The organism is Marinobacter sp. CHS3-4 (assembly GCF_030053415.1).
Lineage (GTDB): Bacteria > Pseudomonadota > Gammaproteobacteria > Pseudomonadales > Oleiphilaceae > Marinobacter.
On the sequence record NZ_JASGBJ010000002.1, the window covers coordinates 64,936 to 82,027 of the forward strand.

At 53.6% G+C, this 17,092-nt stretch carries 14 protein-coding genes and 2 tRNA genes; 8 read left to right on the plus strand and 8 right to left on the minus strand.

The window, feature by feature from the left end; genetic code table 11:
• Positions 1-110 precede the first annotated feature (110 nt).
• The 4 genes from QLQ17_RS08270 to QLQ17_RS08285 form a co-directional block, all read right to left on the minus strand.
• A tRNA-Glu gene (locus QLQ17_RS08270) sits at positions 111-186 on the minus strand.
• 81 nt (positions 187-267) lie between these two features.
• Entirely contained in the window at positions 268-804 is a 537-nt protein-coding gene (locus QLQ17_RS08275; RefSeq protein WP_283209116.1) for a hypothetical protein, read from the minus strand.
• Positions 805-863: 59 nt separating this feature from the next.
• On the minus strand, positions 864-1,769 hold the full coding sequence (locus QLQ17_RS08280) for a TIGR01777 family oxidoreductase (RefSeq protein ID WP_283209117.1): 906 nt from the start codon (positions 1,767-1,769) through the stop codon (positions 864-866).
• 57 nt (positions 1,770-1,826) lie between these two features.
• Entirely contained in the window at positions 1,827-2,213 is a 387-nt protein-coding gene (locus QLQ17_RS08285; RefSeq protein ID WP_283209118.1) for a sirohydrochlorin chelatase, read from the minus strand.
• 44 nt (positions 2,214-2,257) lie between these two features.
• On the opposite strand from QLQ17_RS08285, the gene QLQ17_RS08290 reads away from it, so the two are divergent.
• The 5 genes from QLQ17_RS08290 to QLQ17_RS08310 all read left to right on the plus strand — a co-directional run bounded on the left by QLQ17_RS08290 (position 2,258) and on the right by QLQ17_RS08310 (position 6,571).
• Complete coding sequence (locus tag QLQ17_RS08290) at positions 2,258-2,860, plus strand: DUF924 family protein (protein ID WP_283210135.1); 603 nt, start codon at positions 2,258-2,260, stop codon at positions 2,858-2,860.
• A 79-nt stretch (positions 2,861-2,939) separates the two neighbouring features.
• A tRNA-Gly gene (locus QLQ17_RS08295) sits at positions 2,940-3,015 on the plus strand.
• Between the two features lie 164 nt (positions 3,016-3,179).
• Entirely contained in the window at positions 3,180-3,974 is a 795-nt protein-coding gene (locus QLQ17_RS08300; protein WP_349306790.1) for an MOSC domain-containing protein, read from the plus strand.
• 15 nt (positions 3,975-3,989) lie between these two features.
• Positions 3,990-5,900, plus strand: coding sequence for an ATP-binding cassette domain-containing protein (locus QLQ17_RS08305; protein ID WP_283209119.1), 1,911 nt, complete (start codon positions 3,990-3,992; stop codon positions 5,898-5,900).
• Positions 5,897-6,571, plus strand: a complete 675-nt coding sequence (locus QLQ17_RS08310) for a DUF6901 family protein (RefSeq protein WP_283209120.1) — start codon at positions 5,897-5,899, stop codon at positions 6,569-6,571. The genes QLQ17_RS08305 and QLQ17_RS08310 overlap by 4 nt, the downstream gene beginning before the upstream one ends.
• 19 nt (positions 6,572-6,590) lie before the next feature.
• On the opposite strand, the gene QLQ17_RS08315 is transcribed toward QLQ17_RS08310, so the two are convergent.
• Together QLQ17_RS08315 and QLQ17_RS08320 are read right to left on the minus strand one after the other, a co-directional pair.
• Entirely contained in the window at positions 6,591-7,025 is a 435-nt protein-coding gene (locus QLQ17_RS08315; protein WP_283209121.1) for a universal stress protein, read from the minus strand.
• A gap of 82 nt (positions 7,026-7,107) precedes the next feature.
• Positions 7,108-7,932: a hypothetical protein gene (locus tag QLQ17_RS08320; protein WP_283209122.1), complete on the minus strand. Its 825-nt coding sequence runs from the start codon at positions 7,930-7,932 to the stop codon at positions 7,108-7,110.
• A gap of 435 nt (positions 7,933-8,367) precedes the next feature.
• On the opposite strand from QLQ17_RS08320, the gene fadB reads away from it, so the two are divergent.
• The 3 genes from fadB (at position 8,368) to topA (ending at position 14,609) form a co-directional block, all read left to right on the plus strand.
• Positions 8,368-10,515, plus strand: coding sequence for a fatty acid oxidation complex subunit alpha FadB (fadB, locus tag QLQ17_RS08325; RefSeq protein WP_283209123.1), 2,148 nt, complete (start codon positions 8,368-8,370; stop codon positions 10,513-10,515).
• Between the two features lie 33 nt (positions 10,516-10,548).
• Entirely contained in the window at positions 10,549-11,724 is a 1,176-nt protein-coding gene (fadA, locus tag QLQ17_RS08330; RefSeq protein ID WP_283209124.1) for an acetyl-CoA C-acyltransferase FadA, read from the plus strand.
• A gap of 248 nt (positions 11,725-11,972) precedes the next feature.
• On the plus strand, positions 11,973-14,609 hold the full coding sequence (gene topA, locus QLQ17_RS08335) for a type I DNA topoisomerase (protein WP_283209125.1): 2,637 nt from the start codon (positions 11,973-11,975) through the stop codon (positions 14,607-14,609).
• Positions 14,610-14,670: 61 nt separating this feature from the next.
• Here the strand turns inward: topA and QLQ17_RS08340 are convergent, their stop codons facing one another.
• Together QLQ17_RS08340 and gltA are read right to left on the minus strand one after the other, a co-directional pair.
• Positions 14,671-15,549, minus strand: coding sequence for an NAD(P)-dependent oxidoreductase (locus QLQ17_RS08340; protein ID WP_283209126.1), 879 nt, complete (start codon positions 15,547-15,549; stop codon positions 14,671-14,673).
• Positions 15,550-15,660: 111 nt separating this feature from the next.
• Positions 15,661-16,935 carry a citrate synthase gene (gene gltA / locus QLQ17_RS08345; RefSeq protein ID WP_283209127.1) on the minus strand — a complete coding sequence of 425 codons (1,275 nt, stop codon included), beginning with the start codon at positions 16,933-16,935 and terminating at the stop codon, positions 15,661-15,663.
• Positions 16,936-17,092: the final 157 nt, after the last annotated feature.

Here is a 17,092-nt window from a genome sequence, read left to right on the forward strand (position 1 = left end):
GTTGGATAATGGGCAATGCAAGCGGAAAGGAGGGCGGGTGTTCGGTGCAGAAAACGTCGCTGAATATGACTTTTTCTGGAGAGGTCTCTTTACTGAACCGTAAAAAGAATTGGCGTCCCCTAGGGGGTTCGAACCCCTGTTGCCGCCGTGAAAGGGCGGAGTCCTAGGCCACTAGACGAAGGGGACGCATCACTGCTTGCTTTGCCTCGTCGAGGTGGCGCGTATATTAAGAAAGGCGGTCAGGTCTGTCAAACGTTTTTTTGAATATCAGGGAATGGATGCGAGGCAGTCTTTCAGGTCGTTTGCGAGGGTGTCGAACAAGCTGAGTTTGCCATTGGCTTGGAACTCACGGAACAGTGTTTTGGCTTTGGGTTTCAAGGAAGAATCCAGTTGGTCGATGACGTCGGATTCTCCCGCACCCATAACAGCCGCAATAGCGATTTCATAACCCACTTTGCTTTCTCCAGCACACCGGTAAAAGTGTGCCTCTCTTGAACCAGGCACCGGGAGACCGGTTTTGTCATACACACGTTTCGAGCACCTGGCGTATTCGGAGTAGATCGTCGAGTAGCTCTCTATCAGGCCGTCGCTTTCAGCCATTCGAGCCAAGGAGTCCAGACGCTGAGCGGCCTGTTCACTGATATCGGGAAGCGTTTGCTTGAGGGTATCGCGCGAAAAGCCCCTGGAAAGCAATTGCAGCACCGTTACGTACTCGCCTGTGATCAGGCTGCAACTTTCAAAACTTTGCCTGCCCGCGTCAGCTTTCACGCCGGCTGAGGCCGCAAGCAGGCTAATTGCTGTCACAAAAGTCTTGGCCATCCTTTGCATATGCCTTCCATCAATATCCGGTAATCAGGGATCTCTCAGTATCGTGTAGCGTCCTTCAAGGCCGCTTCCAGCTCTCGATAACGAAACTCAAAGCCCTCCTGTTCGAGTTTCTTTGGAATGGCATTCTGGCCGGTCAGAAGCAATCGTGCCATTTCACCAAGGGCCAGTTTCAGCACCGCAGCCGGAACCGGGAATAGGGTTGGTCGATTCAACACCTTTCCCAGCGTCCGTGTAAACTCACGGTTGGACACCGGATTAGGGCTCACCACGTTGTAAGCGCCGTCTGCCTGAGGCGTTTCGAGCATCCAGATCAGAGCGCCTACCACGTCCTCCCGATGGATCCAGGGCATGAAATGGTTACCATCTGCGATTCGTCCGCCAAGCCCAAGTTTGAAGGGCAGTAGCATGCGTCCGAGAAAACCTCCGCCTGGCCCCACTACCAGTCCAGTTCGCGACAGGCAAACACGGGTCTCTTCGGACCTCAGGGCTTCCGCTTCAGCTTCCCAATCCGCACACATTTTATGTGTGAACTCATCATTCGGCGACGTTTCTTCCGTTACCTGCTTTTCGCCTTGATCACCGTAATAGCCGACGGCAGAGCCGGAAATGATGACAGACGGGGCCTGTTGCCAACTTGCTATGACCTTTCCAAGCTTGCGGGTCAGACCGACCCGGCTGTCCAGCAAAGCCTGTTTCCGGCTGTCTGACCAGCGCTTATCGGCAATGCCTTCGCCCGCCAGATTGATGACGGCATCGAAACCTGTGTGTGCTTGCAGATTGCTCAGATCGTTGAGTACTTCCACGCGACCACACAAAGCCTGAACAGCGCCGACGGACTGACGACTATGCACCGTCAGTGCGTACCCTTTTTGGATCAGCAAAGGACACAGCGCCTGCCCTATAAAGCCTGTACCACCGGTCACAAGTACTTTATTTGCCATATCATCTGACTCCATCCAGTGTGCTTTCGCCGGCCTTTGATGAAAGGCGGGGTTGAATCAATCCTGTGGCGCGGCCTCTTTGCTCAGTTCCTGCTGAACCACTTCGCAGATGGCCTTTCCCAGTTCCGGATTTTCTCCGATAGGGGCCGCAAGTTCTATGGTGACGTTGTGGGCTGTTTCGAGTTCTTCAATCATGCCAGGTACATCTTTGCGCAGGTGGCGCCCGGCCGCCAGAAAAAGCGGAACGATTTTAAAGCTGGTCGTGCCTGCTTTGACGCCCTCGGCGACCACGGTATCGATGGACGGTTCTGCCAATTCCATGTAGGCAACGCGAGAACCTTCTACTGACTGCAGCGTGGGGGCAGCAAGCTTTTCAAAAGTCTCGCACCATCGTGCGTCACTGCTACCATGGGCAAGAAGAATTATTGCCGGGTCGGCTTTCATGTCTGCTCCTGGAATTGATGGGTATGTTGATCAGGGTAACCTATATGTTCGACTGGAAGGAGATTCTGGATTTCTGGTTTGGCAGCCTGGATGACAATGGGTTGCCGGACAGTTTCCACAGGAACCGCTGGTTTAAAGCCAGTCGGTCTTTTGATCAGGAGATTCGCCGGCGCTTTATGTCCATGGTTCTTTTTGCCTCGGAAGATGGTTTAAAGCACTGGCGGTCGAAACCGGGGGGCGCTCTTGCCGAGATCATTCTGCTGGATCAGTTTACCCGGCAGATACATCGGGGCGGCGCATTGGCGTTCGAAAACGATGCTCAGGCCATCAGGTTGTGCAAAGCTGCGTTGAGGGCAGGGCATGACATGGCACTTCCCCCGGTTCAGAGGGCGTTTCTGTACATGCCGTTGCAACATTCGGAAAAGATGGAAGATCAGTCTCTGTCGGTGGAGTGCTATGAACAGCTGGCAGCATCAACCGATGGAATTGCGGGTGACTTCATGCAAAGCTTTCTGCAATCAGCCCGAGACCATAAGGACATTATCGAGCGTTTCGGTCGGTTTCCTCATCGGAATGCCGCCCTGAAGCGGAAAAACAGCCCTGACGAAGAAGCTTACCTGAAGAATGGTAAACGTTTCGGCCAGTGAACCTTTGTAGGCCAAGTTTTTCGTGAAAAAACAGTTGACGCCCGATCCCGAATCCGTAGAATACGCCTCCGTTGATCAGGCGGGAATAGCTCAGTTGGTAGAGCACAACCTTGCCAAGGTTGGGGTCGCGAGTTCGAATCTCGTTTCCCGCTCCAGATTTTCGAAAGCCCGGCTCATGCCGGGCTTTTTTATGCCTGTTCTTCGCTCGCCACTTCCCGCCTTTACCGGTTCTGTGCCGCCAAGTCGTTTATAATGTTTCTCTCACGAATTCATCGCGAACGTTGCGCTGCGTTCGAACCCGTTTCAATTAAAGGAGGCGATGACAGGGATGAACATTGAGGCTTTGTATCTATACCCAGTGAAATCCCTTGCAGGTATCTCCGTTGATGCCTTTGAGATTGACGATTTCGGTCCCAGGGGGGATAGGCGCTGGATGATCGTGGATTCCGATCGCCAGTTTGTCACCCAGAGATCCAACCCGGAACTTTCACGGGTAAAAACGCGTCTGGAAGAAGGACAAGCGCTGATTACCATCCCTGGAGAAGGAAGCTTCAGGTTGGTTCCCGGAAAAGAACAGGTTCAAGTCAGGGTCTGGCAGGACTGGGTGCCCGCAGCATATGGCTCAGACGGCGCGTCGGCGGCATTATCCAGATTCTGCGGTGCAGAGCTCAGGCTCGTTTACATGACCGATGACAGCTTTCGGCGTGTTGATGAGCAAAGAGTGACTGAGTATCGTCGTGTGAGTTTTGCGGACGGCTTTCCTTTTCTGGTTGTGAATAGGGCGTCCCTTGACGAATTGAATCAGCGGCTGGAGTCTGCCGTGGATATGCTGCGCTTCCGGCCCAATGTGGTTGTGTCGGGCGCGGAGGCCTGGGCCGAGGATCATTGGGAAAGCCTCCAGATCGGAAGCATCACTCTCGATCTGGTCAAACCCTGCTCCCGATGTGTGATGACCACAGTTGACCCTGACACCGGCCGGAAAGCTCCGGATTTGCAGCCTCTGAGAACGCTCGGCTCGTATCGCCGCTCCGCAGAGGGTGTCATCTTCGGTATGAACGGTATTCACGAAAACACTGGAACGATCGCGCTTGGCGATGCCATTTCCCTGAAATAACGGAGAACCAAATCGGTGCCACTGTTAACGCTCGACGCTCTCTCTCTTGCTTACGGTATGCACCCGTTGCTCGACAAGGCCAGTATGACCATGGATGCGGGCGAGCGCGTGTGCCTCCTCGGACGCAACGGTGAAGGCAAGTCCACCTTGCTCAGAATTGTCAGTGGAGAGGTGGTTCCAGACGGTGGCGTCGTCCGTCTGGACGATGGCGCGGTGTTGTCGGTGCTGCCGCAAACCTTGCCGGTTCAGGACAGCCGCACTGCTTATGACGTGGTCTCAGGCGCATTCCCGGAAACCGGGGAGCTGTTGGCCGAATTCAATCGGCTCTCACAGATGGCCGACGAAAAGAGCATGAATGAACTGATGAAGGTTCAAGAGCGTTTGGAAGCACTGGACGGCTGGAGCCTGGATCAGAAAGTTCGCACCATATTGCAGAATTACAGTATTGAACCGGAGCAAACGTTGGACACCCTGTCCGGTGGTTGGCAAAGGCGTGTGTTACTGGCACGTGCGCTGGTAACCGACCCGGATGTGTTGCTGTTGGATGAACCCACGAACCATCTGGATGTTCCAGCAATCGCATGGCTGGAGGAGGCTTTGGTGCAGTTTCGGGGCGCCATTCTATTTGTCAGTCATGATCGAGCCTTTATTCGCCGAATGGCCACCCGAGTCATCGAGCTCGATCGTGGCCAGCTGGTTAGTTTTGCCGCCACTTACGACAAGTATCTGGAGCTCAAAGAAAAGGCCCTGGAGGAAGAGGAAAGGCAGAATGCGCTGTTCGACAAGCGGCTAAAGCAGGAAGAGGCCTGGATCCGGCAGGGTATCAAGGCGCGGCGCACGCGTAATATGGGACGGGTCAGGGCTCTGAAAGCCATGCGTGAGGAACGTCGCAAACGTATTGATCGCGGCGGAACCGCTTCGTTTTCTGTGGAAGATGCTGAGCGTTCTGGCAAGTTGGTCGTCGAGGCTAAAGGCGCAGGGTTTGCCTACAATCCTTCACAACCTATCGTGACCGGTATGGATATGACCGTACTGCGTGGCGACAAGATCGGCCTTGTAGGCGAGAACGGCACGGGCAAGACGACACTGGTAAGACTTTTGTTAGGCGCTCTGGAACCTACTGAAGGTAAAATCCGGTTAGGCACCAACCTGCAAGTTGCCTATTTTGACCAGCTTCGCGATGCGTTGGACCTTGAGCGAAATGCCTTGGACAATCTCTCGGAAGGACGTGAGTTCATCGAGATCAACGGGCAGAGTAAACATGTACTAGGCTATCTTCAGGAATTCCTGTTCACGCCGGAACGGGCAAGATCTCCTGTCAGCGTTTTTTCGGGGGGCGAAAGGGCTCGTCTTATGTTGGCAAAGCTGTTTAGTAAGCCTGCCAATGTGTTGGTCTTAGATGAACCGACCAACGATCTGGACGTAGAAACTCTCGAATTGTTGGAGGCGCGTCTGGTTGAGTTCGCTGGCACCGTGATTGTGATCAGTCACGACCGCGAATTTCTGGATAATGTCGTCACCGACACTGTCTTTCTTGATGGCTCTGGCAAAGTGCGCGAATTCGTGGGCGGCTACTCGGACTGGCGTCGGCAGGGCGGAACATTTCCATCGGAAAAGCTTGACCGATCACGGCGGACAGAAAAGGGGCCGACGCGTACCCAGGAGCCGGAAAACGCAAAAGGCAAAAAGAACAAATCCGCAAAGCTCAGTTACAAACATAAGCTTGAGTTGGAGCAACTGCCGAAGCAGATTGAATCTCTGGAAGGGCAGATTTCAACCCTGGAGAGCGCAATCGGAGATCCTGGCTTTTACTCGGGAGATCCTGATGAAATATCTGAGACGTTAGAGAAGTTGTCGGATACACAAAACCAGCTGGATTCCTTGATGGAACGCTGGATGGATCTGGAAGAACAGGCAAGCCAATGAACGTCAATTATCGATTCGAATTTGAGGGCAGAGAACCGGTCGAGTTTCGGGTGACAGACCAGCCGGCGTCGACCGATCAGGCAAACCTGCCAAGCTGGACCAAATTAGAGCATTGCCAATGCTCCAATTGTCCGTTGAAATCAGCGGAGTCCCCACGGTGCCCGGCAGCTGTGGAAATCCTTCCTGTTGTTAAAGAGTTTCAGGCCGAAAATGCCTACCAGAAAGTATCGGTAAACGTTCAGGATGACCGGCGTAGTTACTCGAAATCAACGACTCTCGAAGAGGCGCTCCGTTCGCTGCTCGGTCTCAAAATGGCGATGAGTGGGTGCCCGGTGTTGTCGGAACTGAAGCCCATGGCGGTTCATCATCTTCCGTTCGCCAGTAACGATGAATTCATCATGCGTAGTGTGTCCCATTACCTTTTGCAGCAATATTTGGCAAAACGCAATGACGAGGAGCCGGACTGGGATCTGAAAGGTTTGGTGGCGAGAAACCAGCGCCTTCAGCTGGTCAACCAGGCGCTGTGGCAACGGATCCACTCGGTGTGTGAAGGTGACAGTAACCTGAAGGCGTTGCTCAACTTTTTCTCAATGGCATCCAGTGTCAGCTTTTCGCTGGAAAGCCAGCTGAGAAAACTTGAAGCAAAAATGAAGGGTGATGGCGTCCTTTAGGACGCCCCCAAGCCAGTAGTCAGGTGTCGATTCTAACGGCAAGCACATCGCATTTTGCGCCGTGAAGCACGCCATTTGCCGTGGACCCCAGAAGCAATTGAAATCCCTTCCTGCCATGACTTCCGACAACGATCAGGTCAGTGTTTAGCTCCTCTGAGAGTCGGTGGATCTCTGACTCCGGACGGCCCACGACCACAATCTGGTTGTCGGACGTGATGCCGTGTTTTTCACCGTAGGCCTGTAACTGTTCACGAGCTGCCTTGTCCAGTTGGTCCTGTAGTTCGGTGAGGTCCATCGGAATATCTCCGCCGTAGGCATATCCGACCGGCTCTACAACGTGCACCAGTGCGACTTCTGCGGCATGGACCTTTGCAATAGCCATGGCTTTGTCAAGAACGAGAGGGGCTTCTTCGGTAAGATCGATTGCGACAAGCAATTTCTGGTATACGGCCATTTGGTCGCTCCTTGTGACCCGGATTCTTTTTGAAGTGTAATCCATTCCTGGAAAGGAGCAAAAAGATCCGGGTCAGTATTCGTCACGCGTTTCCGCGAAGAAGACCGATAGTGGTTTCCAGGCTTTGCAAAATGCGTTTGGAATAGCGGTCAATTACGAATGCAACGTTGTTGTCGTTGTAATTGATGTAGGAGCTGCGAATGAACTGCCACTTGGAACTGAGGCTTTGCAGTGTTGACTTGAGTTCTGCGCTTGTTTCGCCGCCTTTCTGTATCTCGGCCAGCAAGGAATCAAACTGGCGGGCCTGCTCATCCAGAGACACATCGTTTGATGCGCCCTGAAAGGTCTGGGCGACCTGAGAATTGGTGCGTGCTGAATACTTGGCCATCATCTGTGCGATGGTAACGGCTGCCGAGCGCGCGGCCTCGACACGCGGATCAATCTCTGTTTCCGCACTATCTTTAGACAGTTCATACAGTTCCGTGGCTGACTGGTTCATCGCCACGGCCTGGTTTGCCATGTCCGAGACCAGGCGCAGGTCCGGGTACCCGGATTCCCGCACAATGTTGATGTTGCTGCGCATCAGATTCTTAAAGGTGTCGAATTCCTTGTTGAGACCTTCAATCTGGTCGGCGGACAATATGCCTGAGTTGCTGTCGGCCACAGAGTTCATGGCATCGTTGGCCTTGTTGATGCTGGCAACGATTTCATTCAGGGTTTCGGTATCACCAACTGCACTGAAGCGGTAGTAAGCATCCAGAGAAATGTAGTTGCTGACACGAAACTCGTGCAGATCGGACAGAAAGTCCCCGTTGTCGCTTTCCTGAGCTCTGGTTGCGAAGGAGGTTATTAATAGCAGGATGAGAGCAGTTGCGAGAGAACGTACTCGCACGTGGGCGTTGGTCATCGGAAGAGTCTCCGTTAAAGGCCATGTTATTATTGTGGACTAAAGTCTTAGACCGAAGGTAAAGTAACTGTGCCAGCCAATCAAGCGGTTTCGACCTGCCTGCCAAAGGCAAATGTCAACGATTTTGAAATGGTTGACCCAGAGGTTCCTTCTTTTTCTGAATAGTGCGCGATAGCTGTTTGAAATACAACAATTCCATTCAGAATTCATAAAGGTTTTCGGCAATAGAAACGTCTTCGGAGTGTCGATTTGTCGAGAAACAAATTGACAAACGGGATGTTTTTTTTCATCGTGTCATCCCACGATTCAAACGACTGTATGAATTTTGGATCGCTTGATCGGGTAGTGACCGAAATCTCGCTGCATCAGCGGTCGCCCAGCGAAACGCTTGTGCGGCTGTTTCAGCAGTTCCAAACACAAACTGGAGATCAGTTGATGATTTACGAAGGTAAAGCCATCACGGTTAAAGAGATCGAAGGCGGGATCGCTCAGTTGAACTTTGACTTGCAGGGCGAGTCAGTGAACAAGTTCAACCGTCTGACGATTGAAGAGCTCCGCGCCGCGACTGACAAGCTGGAAGCGAAGAAAGGCCTGAAAGGTCTTGTTGTGACCAGCTCCAAAGACAGCTTTATTGTTGGTGCCGACATTACAGAATTCACCGACCTGTTTGCCGGGCCGGAAGAAGATCTGGTAGCCAATAACCTCAAGGCGAATGAAGTATTCAGCGCCATTGAAGACCTGCCGTTTCCCACTGTTACTGCTATCAATGGCATGGCGCTTGGCGGCGGCTTCGAGATGTGCCTGGCCACTGATTACCGTGTAATCGACAAGAGTGCCAAGGTTGGTCTGCCGGAAGTGAAGCTGGGTATTTTCCCGGGCTTTGGCGGTACCGTTCGTCTTTCGCGCCTGATTGGCGTTGATTACGCCGTTGAATGGATTTGTGGCGGCACCGAAAACCGCGCTGACAAAGCAATGAAGGTTGGTGCGGTTGACGCCGTTCTTGAGAACGACCAACTGGTTGAAGGTGCTCTGAAGATTATCAGCCAGTGCAACGAAGGCAAACTGGACTACCAGGCCCGTCGTGACGAGAAGAAAGGCAAGATCAAGCTGAACGCTATGGAAAGCATGATGGCGTTCGAGATCTCCAAAGCGTTTGTTGCCGGCCAGGCTGGCAAGAACTACCCGGCGCCGGTTGAGGCCATCAAGGTGATGCAGAAGCACGCCGGTCTTACGCGTGACAAGGCGATTGAAGTGGAAGCGAAGGGTTTTGCCAAAATGGCGAAGACCAACGTCGCTGCTTGCCTGGTCGGCCTGTTCCTGAACGATCAGGAGCTGAAGAAGAAAGCCAAGGCGTGGGAAAAGGAAGCCAACGAGGTGAATCTGGCAGCCGTTCTGGGTGCCGGTATCATGGGCGGTGGTGTTGCCTATCAGTCTGCGCTGAAGGGCACGCCGATCATCATGAAGGACATCGCCCAGGAGGGTATTGATCTTGGCCTGAAAGAAGCCAAGAAACAGCTCACCAAGCGTGTCGACAAGGGCAAGATGGACGCCGGCAAAATGGCCGACGTATTGAACAGCATCACTCCGACCCTGAATTACGGTGACTTCAAGAACGTTGACCTGGTCGTTGAGGCGGTTGTTGAAAACCCGAAGGTAAAAGACGCGGTTTTGCGTGAAGTCGAAGATAACGTTCGCGAAGACGCAATCCTGACGTCCAACACGTCTACCATTTCTATTGACCTGTTGGCCAAGAACCTGAAGCGTCCGGAAAACTTCTGTGGCATGCACTTCTTCAACCCGGTACACATGATGCCGCTGGTTGAGGTCATTCGTGGCAAGAAGACCAGCGATCGCGCCATCGCGACGACCGTCGCTTACGCCAAGGCCATGGGTAAGACCCCGATCGTGGTCAACGATTGCCCGGGCTTCCTGGTTAACCGCGTATTGTTCCCGTACTTCGGTGGTTTCTCTGCCCTGGTTCGTGACGGCGCTGACTTCCAGCACGTTGATAAGGTGATGGAGAAGTTTGGCTGGCCGATGGGTCCTGCGTACCTGCTGGACGTGGTTGGCATGGATACCGCCAAACACGCCAATGAGGTAATGGCAGAAGGCTTCCCGGAGCGCATGAAGGCCGACTACAAGTCTGCAGTAGAAGTGATGTTCGAGAACGATCGATACGGTCAGAAGAACGACAAGGGCTTCTACAAGTATGAAACCGACCGGAAAGGCAAGCAGAAGAAGGTTGTAGACGAAGAGAGCTACAAGCTGATTGAGCCGGTTGTTCAGGGTAAGAACGACTTCAGCGACGAAGACATCATTGCTCGCATGATGATCCCACTGTGCCTGGAGACCGTTCGCTGCCTGGAAGACGGCATCGTCGAAGATCCGGCGGATGCTGATATGGGTCTGATCTTCGGTATCGGCTTCCCGCCGTTCCGTGGTGGTGCCCTGCGCTACATCGACGACATGGGTGTTGATAAGTTCGTCGAGCTGGCAGACAAGTTTGCAGACCTTGGTCCTCTGTATCACCCGACCAAGAAGCTGCGTGAAATGGCCAAGAATGGCAAAAAGTTCTTTGCCTAACCCTGAACGAGATTTCCGAACGGAGAAAGATCTATGAGCCTTAATCCGAGAGACGTTGTCGTCGTCGATTGCGTGCGGACTCCGATGGGGCGTGCCAAAAACGGCTGTTTCCGCAATGTGCGCGCGGAGACCCTGTCGGCAGCGCTGATCGAAGCACTGTTTGAGCGCAATCCAAAGCTCGACGCTAAAGAAGTTGAAGACGTGATCTGGGGCTGTGTAAACCAGACCAAAGAGCAGGGCTTCAACGTAGCGCGTCAGATTTCATTGCTGACCCGCATCCCACATGAATCTGCAGCGCAAACCGTTAACCGTCTGTGTGGTTCCGCCATGAGCGCAATCCACACGGCGGCCCAGGCTATTCAGACTGGTAACGGCGACGTGTTCTTTGTGGGTGGCGTTGAGCACATGGGCCACATTCCCATGACTGACGGCTTTGATCACAACCCGGCCGCGTCCAAGTATTCTGCGAAAGCGTCCAACATGATGGGCCTGACTGCAGAAATGCTGGCGAAGATGCACGGTATCACCCGTGAACAGCAGGATGAGTTTGGCGCCCGTTCTCATCGTCTGGCGCACGAAGCAACTCAGGAAGGCCGCTTCAAGAACGAAATCGTTCCGATTGAAGGTCATGATGAGAACGGCTTTAAAGTTCTGATCGAAGAGGACGAGACCATTCGTCCGGAGACCACGGCGGAATCCCTGAGCCAGCTGAAGCCTGCGTTTGATCCGAAGAACGGAACGGTCACTGCCGGTACTTCCTCGCAGCTGACAGACGGTGCGGCTGCGATGGTGCTGATGTCCGCAGAACGTGCCGAGGCCCTTGGCCTGAAGCCGGTCGCGAAGATTCGCAGCATGGCCGTTGCCGGTTGCGATCCTGCTATCATGGGTTATGGGCCGGTGCCGGCTACCAAGAAGGCGCTTAAGCGTGCGGGCCTGAAAGTCGAAGATATCGACTTCTGGGAACTGAACGAAGCCTTTGCCGGTCAGTCACTGCCGGTGCTGAAAGACCTGAAACTGCTGGGTGTGATGGAAGAGAAAGTGAACCTGAACGGTGGCGCGATTGCCCTTGGGCATCCGCTGGGCTGCTCCGGTGCACGTATCTCCACAACCCTGTTGAACGTGATGCAGGACAAGGGCGGTAAGCTTGGTGTCTCTACCATGTGTATCGGTCTTGGCCAGGGCATTGCGACGGTCTGGGAGCGTCTTTGATTCTCTGAATTGAATCAATAAGACGCCCTGTGAAGGCCCGGCAAATGCCGGGCCTTCTTGTCTGTGTATGCACAAAAACCGTGCCGCAATTTCGTCGAATGGGTTGTCTTGCTTTTCTTGACCCTGTAAAACAATGCACCTATACCAAGGTTGCGGCTATGGAGTGTTTTCTAGCCGACTGATTTTACAGCGAGTTTACGGTTTGTTGATTTTTTAACCGATTATCGCCAAGGATACAGATCTCCGATATGGGAAAAAGCCTCGTTATTGTCGAGTCGCCAGCGAAAGCTAAGACTATCAACAAATACCTCGGCTCAGACTTCATTGTTAAGTCCAGCGTGGGGCACATTCGTGATCTTCCGGTAAGTGGGTCTGGTTCCACCTCTGACCCCAAAGAAAGGGCCCGTCAGGCCGCGATTACCCGCAAGATGAGCCCAGAAGAAAAGGCGGCTCACAAGAAAAGAAAGGCTAGGGATCAACTGGTAGCCCGTATGGGTGTTGACCCGGACCGCGACTGGGAGGCCCGTTACGAAATTCTGCCCGGCAAGGAAAAGGTAGTCAGCGAACTTAAGCGGCTGGCGAAATCGGCAGACCACGTCTATCTGGCGACGGATTTGGACCGCGAAGGGGAGGCCATCGCCTGGCACCTTCAGCAGACCATTGGCGGCGACGATGACAAATATCGCAGGGTTGTGTTCAACGAGATCACCAAGCGTGCGATTCAGGAAGCCTTCAAGGATCCTGGCAATCTGGACAGGAACCGGGTAGATGCGCAGCAGGCTCGCCGATTTCTTGATCGGGTGGTGGGCTACATGGTGTCGCCGCTACTTTGGGCTAAGATTGCCCGTGGGCTATCGGCAGGCCGTGTACAGTCAGTTGCTGTACGGCTGATTGTCGAGCGGGAACGGGAGATTCGTAAATTTGTTCCAGAAGAATTCTGGCAACTCCACGCAGACCTCGTTCCGGAAAAAAGCGATAAGTCGATTCGCTTCGAAACCACGCGCTATAAAGATCAGGCGTACCGACCGACGAACGAGAAGCAGAGCAACGAACATGTTGATCGCCTGAAGGCGGGCAGCTTCGAGGTCGCCAAGCGGGAAGATAAGCCCACCAAATCCCGTCCGTCTGCGCCGTTTATTACTTCTACTTTGCAGCAGGCTGCCAGTAACCGGATGGGCTTTAGCGTCAAGAAAACCATGATGCTCGCCCAGCGTTTGTACGAAGCGGGTTTTATTACCTACATGCGTACTGACTCAACGAATCTGAGTCAGGACGCTGTGTCTAGTTGTCGCGATTACGTCAAAAAACAGTTCGGGGAAAAATTCCTGCCGGAAAAACCACGTGTCTACGGCAGTAAAGAAGGCGCTCAGGAAGCCCACGAGGCCATCAGGCCAAGTGATGTGACACGGCGCCCCTCCGATATTCAGGGCCTGGAAAAAGACGCTGAGAAGCTCTATGAGCTGATCTGGCGTCAGTTTATCGCCTGTCAGATGGCGGATGCCGAATTTTTGAGCACATCCATTGTGGTGGCCAATGGCGAATACGAACTACGGACGCGTGGTCGTATCATCAAGTTTGAGGGCTTCCTGAAAGCCGCGCCGCAGACCTCCAAAAAGGACGAGGATGTTGCGCTGCCGGACATAAAGGAAGGGCAGTCGCTGAGTCTCGAAAAGCTGGATCCCAGCCAGCACTTTACCAAACCGTCGCCGCGTTACACCGAGGCCAGCCTGGTTAAAGAGCTCGAAAAACAGGGGATCGGGCGTCCATCCACCTACGCGTCAATTATTTCGACCATTCAGGACCGGGGATACGTTCGCCTGCAAAATCGTCGCTTCTACGCCGAGAAGATGGGCGAAATTGTGACTGAGCGATTGTCGGAATCCTTTCCGAATCTGATGGACTTTGATTTTACGGCTCGAATGGAAGACGAGTTGGACGAAATTGCCGCCGGCGATGTGGAATGGAAGAAGGTCCTTAACGATTTTTACGAGCGCTTCAGAAATCAGTTGGAAACCGCCGAAAGTTCGGAGGTAGGCGGTATGCGTGCTAACACGCCGACCGAAACCGACATCCCATGTCCTACCTGTGAGCGCCCGATGCAGATTCGTGTCGCCAGCACCGGGGTCTTTTTAGGCTGTTCCGGGTACTCACTGCCACCGAAAGAACGCTGCAAGACCACTATTAACCTTGTGTCTGGCGATGAAGTGGTCAGTGCCGATGAAGACGTGGAAGGCGAGGGCGAGTCCCGCTTGCTGCGTAAAAAACGCCGTTGCCCCAAATGCGGCACTGCGATGGACAGCTATCTTGTTGACGAAGGCCGTAAACTGCATGTGTGCGGTAATAATCCGGACTGTTCCGGTTTTGAGGTAGAGAAAGGTACCTTCCGCATCAAGGGTTACGAGGGGCCTACGCTGGAGTGTGACAAGTGCGGGTCAGAGATGCAGCTGAAAACGGGTCGTTTCGGTAAATACTTCGGCTGTACCAATGAAACGTGCAAAAACACCCGCAAGTTGCTGAAAAATGGCGAGCCTGCGCCGCCCAAGATGGACCCTGTGCCAATGCCGGAGCTGCAGTGTCAGAAAGTGGACGACACCTATGTGCTTCGTGACGGAGCTTCTGGCTTATTCCTGGCGGCGAGCAAGTTTCCCAAAAATCGGGAAACCAGGCCTCCTCTGGTGAAGGAGATTACTCCACACCGGAAGGAAATCGATCCCAAGTACGACTACTTGATGGACGCGCCTGCGGCGGATCCAGAGGGCAACCCCACTGTCATCCGTTATAGCCGTAAATCAAAAGAACAGTATGTGATGTCGGAAAAAGACGGAAAAGCAACGGGTTGGTCGGCCTGGTACGTCAATGGCAAGTGGCAACCAAAAGAAAAGTAGGGGCATCGTGCGTTGGCTGGTCAGCGGGCTTTCGGTACCGCTGACCAGCCAACAATAAACGCTAGGATGACTTCTTCCGTAAGCGCTGAATCAGGGATGATGTGTCCCAGCGACTACCGCCGATATCCTGAACCTCGCCATAAAACTGATCGACCAGAGCTGCTACAGGCAGTCTTGATCCATTCTTGCGGGCCTCTTCCAGGCAAATAGCCAGGTCTTTTCGCATCCAGTCAACGGCAAATCCATGGTTGAACTCGCCGGCAATCATCGTTGCCGAGCGATTGTCCATTTGCCATGACTGGGCTGCGCCTTTTGAAATGACATCCACCACTTTCTGGACATCCAGTTCTGCTTGTTCTGCAAAATGGAGGGCTTCCGAGAGCCCCTGAACCAGGCCGGCAATCGCGATCTGATTGACCATTTTCGTACGTTGGCCGCTCCCAACTGGCCCCATCAGGTTCAGTGCTTTGGAATAGCAATCCATGAGCGGTCGAGCCTGATCAAAAGCCTGATGTTCGCCGCCGCACATGACCGTAAGCTGGCCATTGTCGGCGCCTTGTTGACCGCCCGATACGGGCGCATCCACAAAACCCAAACCGCGATCACCGGCAAGCTTTGCGATGTGTTCCGCCACACCGGCCGAGGCCGTGGTGTGGTCGACCAGTACCGCCCCGGCTTTTGCGTTTTCTATGATACCGTCTGGTCCCTCAAACACTTCCAGCAGGTCCTTATCGGCACCCACGCAGGTAAAGACAAAATCGGCGTCACGAACCGCCTCTGCAATTGAGGGGCAGGCCGTTCCGTTGTAGGTCGAAGCCCATTGCTTGGATTTCGCAGCGGTCCGGTTCCAAACGGTGACAGTGTTTCCAGCGTTGGCCAGGTGGCCCGCCATGGGGTACCCCATAACGCCAAGACCCAGGAATGCGGCATTCAGGCTCATTGCTTGTTCTCCAGTTCGGTGTTGTTTTTCATCTGGACAATCATTGCAGAAGGAGCACCCACAAAAAAGGCCGCTTTAGTCGCGGCCTTTTCTGATTTCCACTTGTCAGAGTTACTTCGTCGGATACTCCCGGGTTGTAGGCCCGGTGTATAGCTGACGTGGACGGCCAATGCGGTAGTTGCCGCTGACCATTTCGTTCCAGTGGGAGAACCACCCAATCGTGCGCGACAGCGCAAAGATGACGGTAAACATGGATGTCGGGATGCCAATTGCTTTCAGGATCAGGCCAGAGTAAAAATCCACGTTGGGGTAAAGCTTGCGCTGTACGAAGTACTCGTCTTCCAGGGCAATCTTCTCGAGGCGTTGGGCGATCTTCAGCAGAGGATCGTTTTCCAGACCGAGTTCGGACAGTACTTCGTGAGCGGTCTCTGCCATCACTTTGGCGCGAGGGTCGAAGTTCTTGTAGACCCGGTGACCAAAGCCCATCAGGCGGAATGGGTCATCTTTGTCTTTTGCCTTGGCGATGTACTTCTCGATGTTCGATTCATCGCCAATTTCAGCCAGCATGTCCAGCACAGCTTCGTTAGCGCCACCGTGAGCAGGGCCCCAGAGTGCGGCAATACCGGAAGCGATGCAGGCGTATGGGTTGGCGCCAGTGGAGCCTGCAAGACGAACCGTTGAGGTAGAGGCGTTCTGCTCGTGGTCCGCGTGCAGGATAAATATCTTGTCCATGGCTTTCGCGAGAACAGGGTTGGGCTTGTACTCCTCGCAGGGCACGCCGAACATCATCTGCAGGAAATTCTCGGCGTAGGACAGATCATTGCGCGGATACATGAAAGGCTGGCCAATGCTGTATTTATAACACCAGGCCGCTATGGTCGGCATCTTGGCAACCAGACGATGGGCCGTGATTTCGCGCTCATGCTCGTCAGCCACGTCCATGGAGTCGTGATAGAACGCGGAAAGCGCGCCTACAACGCCACACATGATGGCCATTGGGTGCGCGTCACGACGGAAGCCCTGGAAGAAGTTACGCATCTGATCATGAAGCATGGTGTGATTCTTGATCGTTTGATGGAACTTCTGGTTTTCCTCAGCGGTGGGCAATTCGCCGTTCAGCAGCAGGTAACAGACTTCCAGATAGTCTGAATTCTCTGCCAGATCTTCAATCTTGTAGCCGCGATGAAGGAGAACACCGTTAGCTCCGTCGATGTACGTGATTTTGGACTCGCAGGCCGCCGTTGACACGAATCCAGGGTCATATGTAAACACACCTTCCTGAACAAGGCTGCGTACGTCGATGACATCAGGGCCCGCAGATCCAGAATACATCGGTAGCTCTATGGACTTGTCACCCACCGAAAGCGTGGCTTTCTCATCGGTCATGGTGCTCTCCTATTTATCTACATTTGAAAGCGTTGGAAGGCGCGTATTATCGCAAAACTGGCGGCAAAATATAGGGCGTTGGCTTTTTTTGTCAATGTAATAGTCGACAAATGTCACTTTCAAGCCGCTATTGCCGCGGCTTTACAACCATTGGCGA

What these genes read in the sequence shown, in the direction of transcription:
- QLQ17_RS08280 (WP_283209117.1), bottom strand. Translation starts at nt 1,769, where the DNA reads ATGGCAAATAAAGTACTTGTGACCGGTGGTACAGGCTTTATAGGGCAG.
- QLQ17_RS08285 (WP_283209118.1), bottom strand. Translation starts at nt 2,213, where the DNA reads ATGAAAGCCGACCCGGCAATAATTCTTCTTGCCCATGGTAGCAGTGAC.
- QLQ17_RS08290 (WP_283210135.1), top strand. Translation starts at nt 2,258, where the DNA reads ATGTTCGACTGGAAGGAGATTCTGGATTTCTGGTTTGGCAGCCTGGAT.
- QLQ17_RS08300 (WP_349306790.1), top strand. Translation starts at nt 3,180, where the DNA reads ATGACAGGGATGAACATTGAGGCTTTGTATCTATACCCAGTGAAATCC.
- QLQ17_RS08310 (WP_283209120.1), top strand. Translation starts at nt 5,897, where the DNA reads ATGAACGTCAATTATCGATTCGAATTTGAGGGCAGAGAACCGGTCGAG.
- QLQ17_RS08315 (WP_283209121.1), bottom strand. Translation starts at nt 7,025, where the DNA reads ATGGCCGTATACCAGAAATTGCTTGTCGCAATCGATCTTACCGAAGAA.
- QLQ17_RS08320 (WP_283209122.1), bottom strand. Translation starts at nt 7,932, where the DNA reads ATGACCAACGCCCACGTGCGAGTACGTTCTCTCGCAACTGCTCTCATC.
- fadB (WP_283209123.1), top strand. Translation starts at nt 8,368, where the DNA reads ATGATTTACGAAGGTAAAGCCATCACGGTTAAAGAGATCGAAGGCGGG.
- fadA (WP_283209124.1), top strand. Translation starts at nt 10,549, where the DNA reads ATGAGCCTTAATCCGAGAGACGTTGTCGTCGTCGATTGCGTGCGGACT.
- topA (WP_283209125.1), top strand. Translation starts at nt 11,973, where the DNA reads ATGGGAAAAAGCCTCGTTATTGTCGAGTCGCCAGCGAAAGCTAAGACT.
- QLQ17_RS08340 (WP_283209126.1), bottom strand. Translation starts at nt 15,549, where the DNA reads ATGAGCCTGAATGCCGCATTCCTGGGTCTTGGCGTTATGGGGTACCCC.
- gltA (WP_283209127.1), bottom strand. Translation starts at nt 16,935, where the DNA reads ATGACCGATGAGAAAGCCACGCTTTCGGTGGGTGACAAGTCCATAGAG.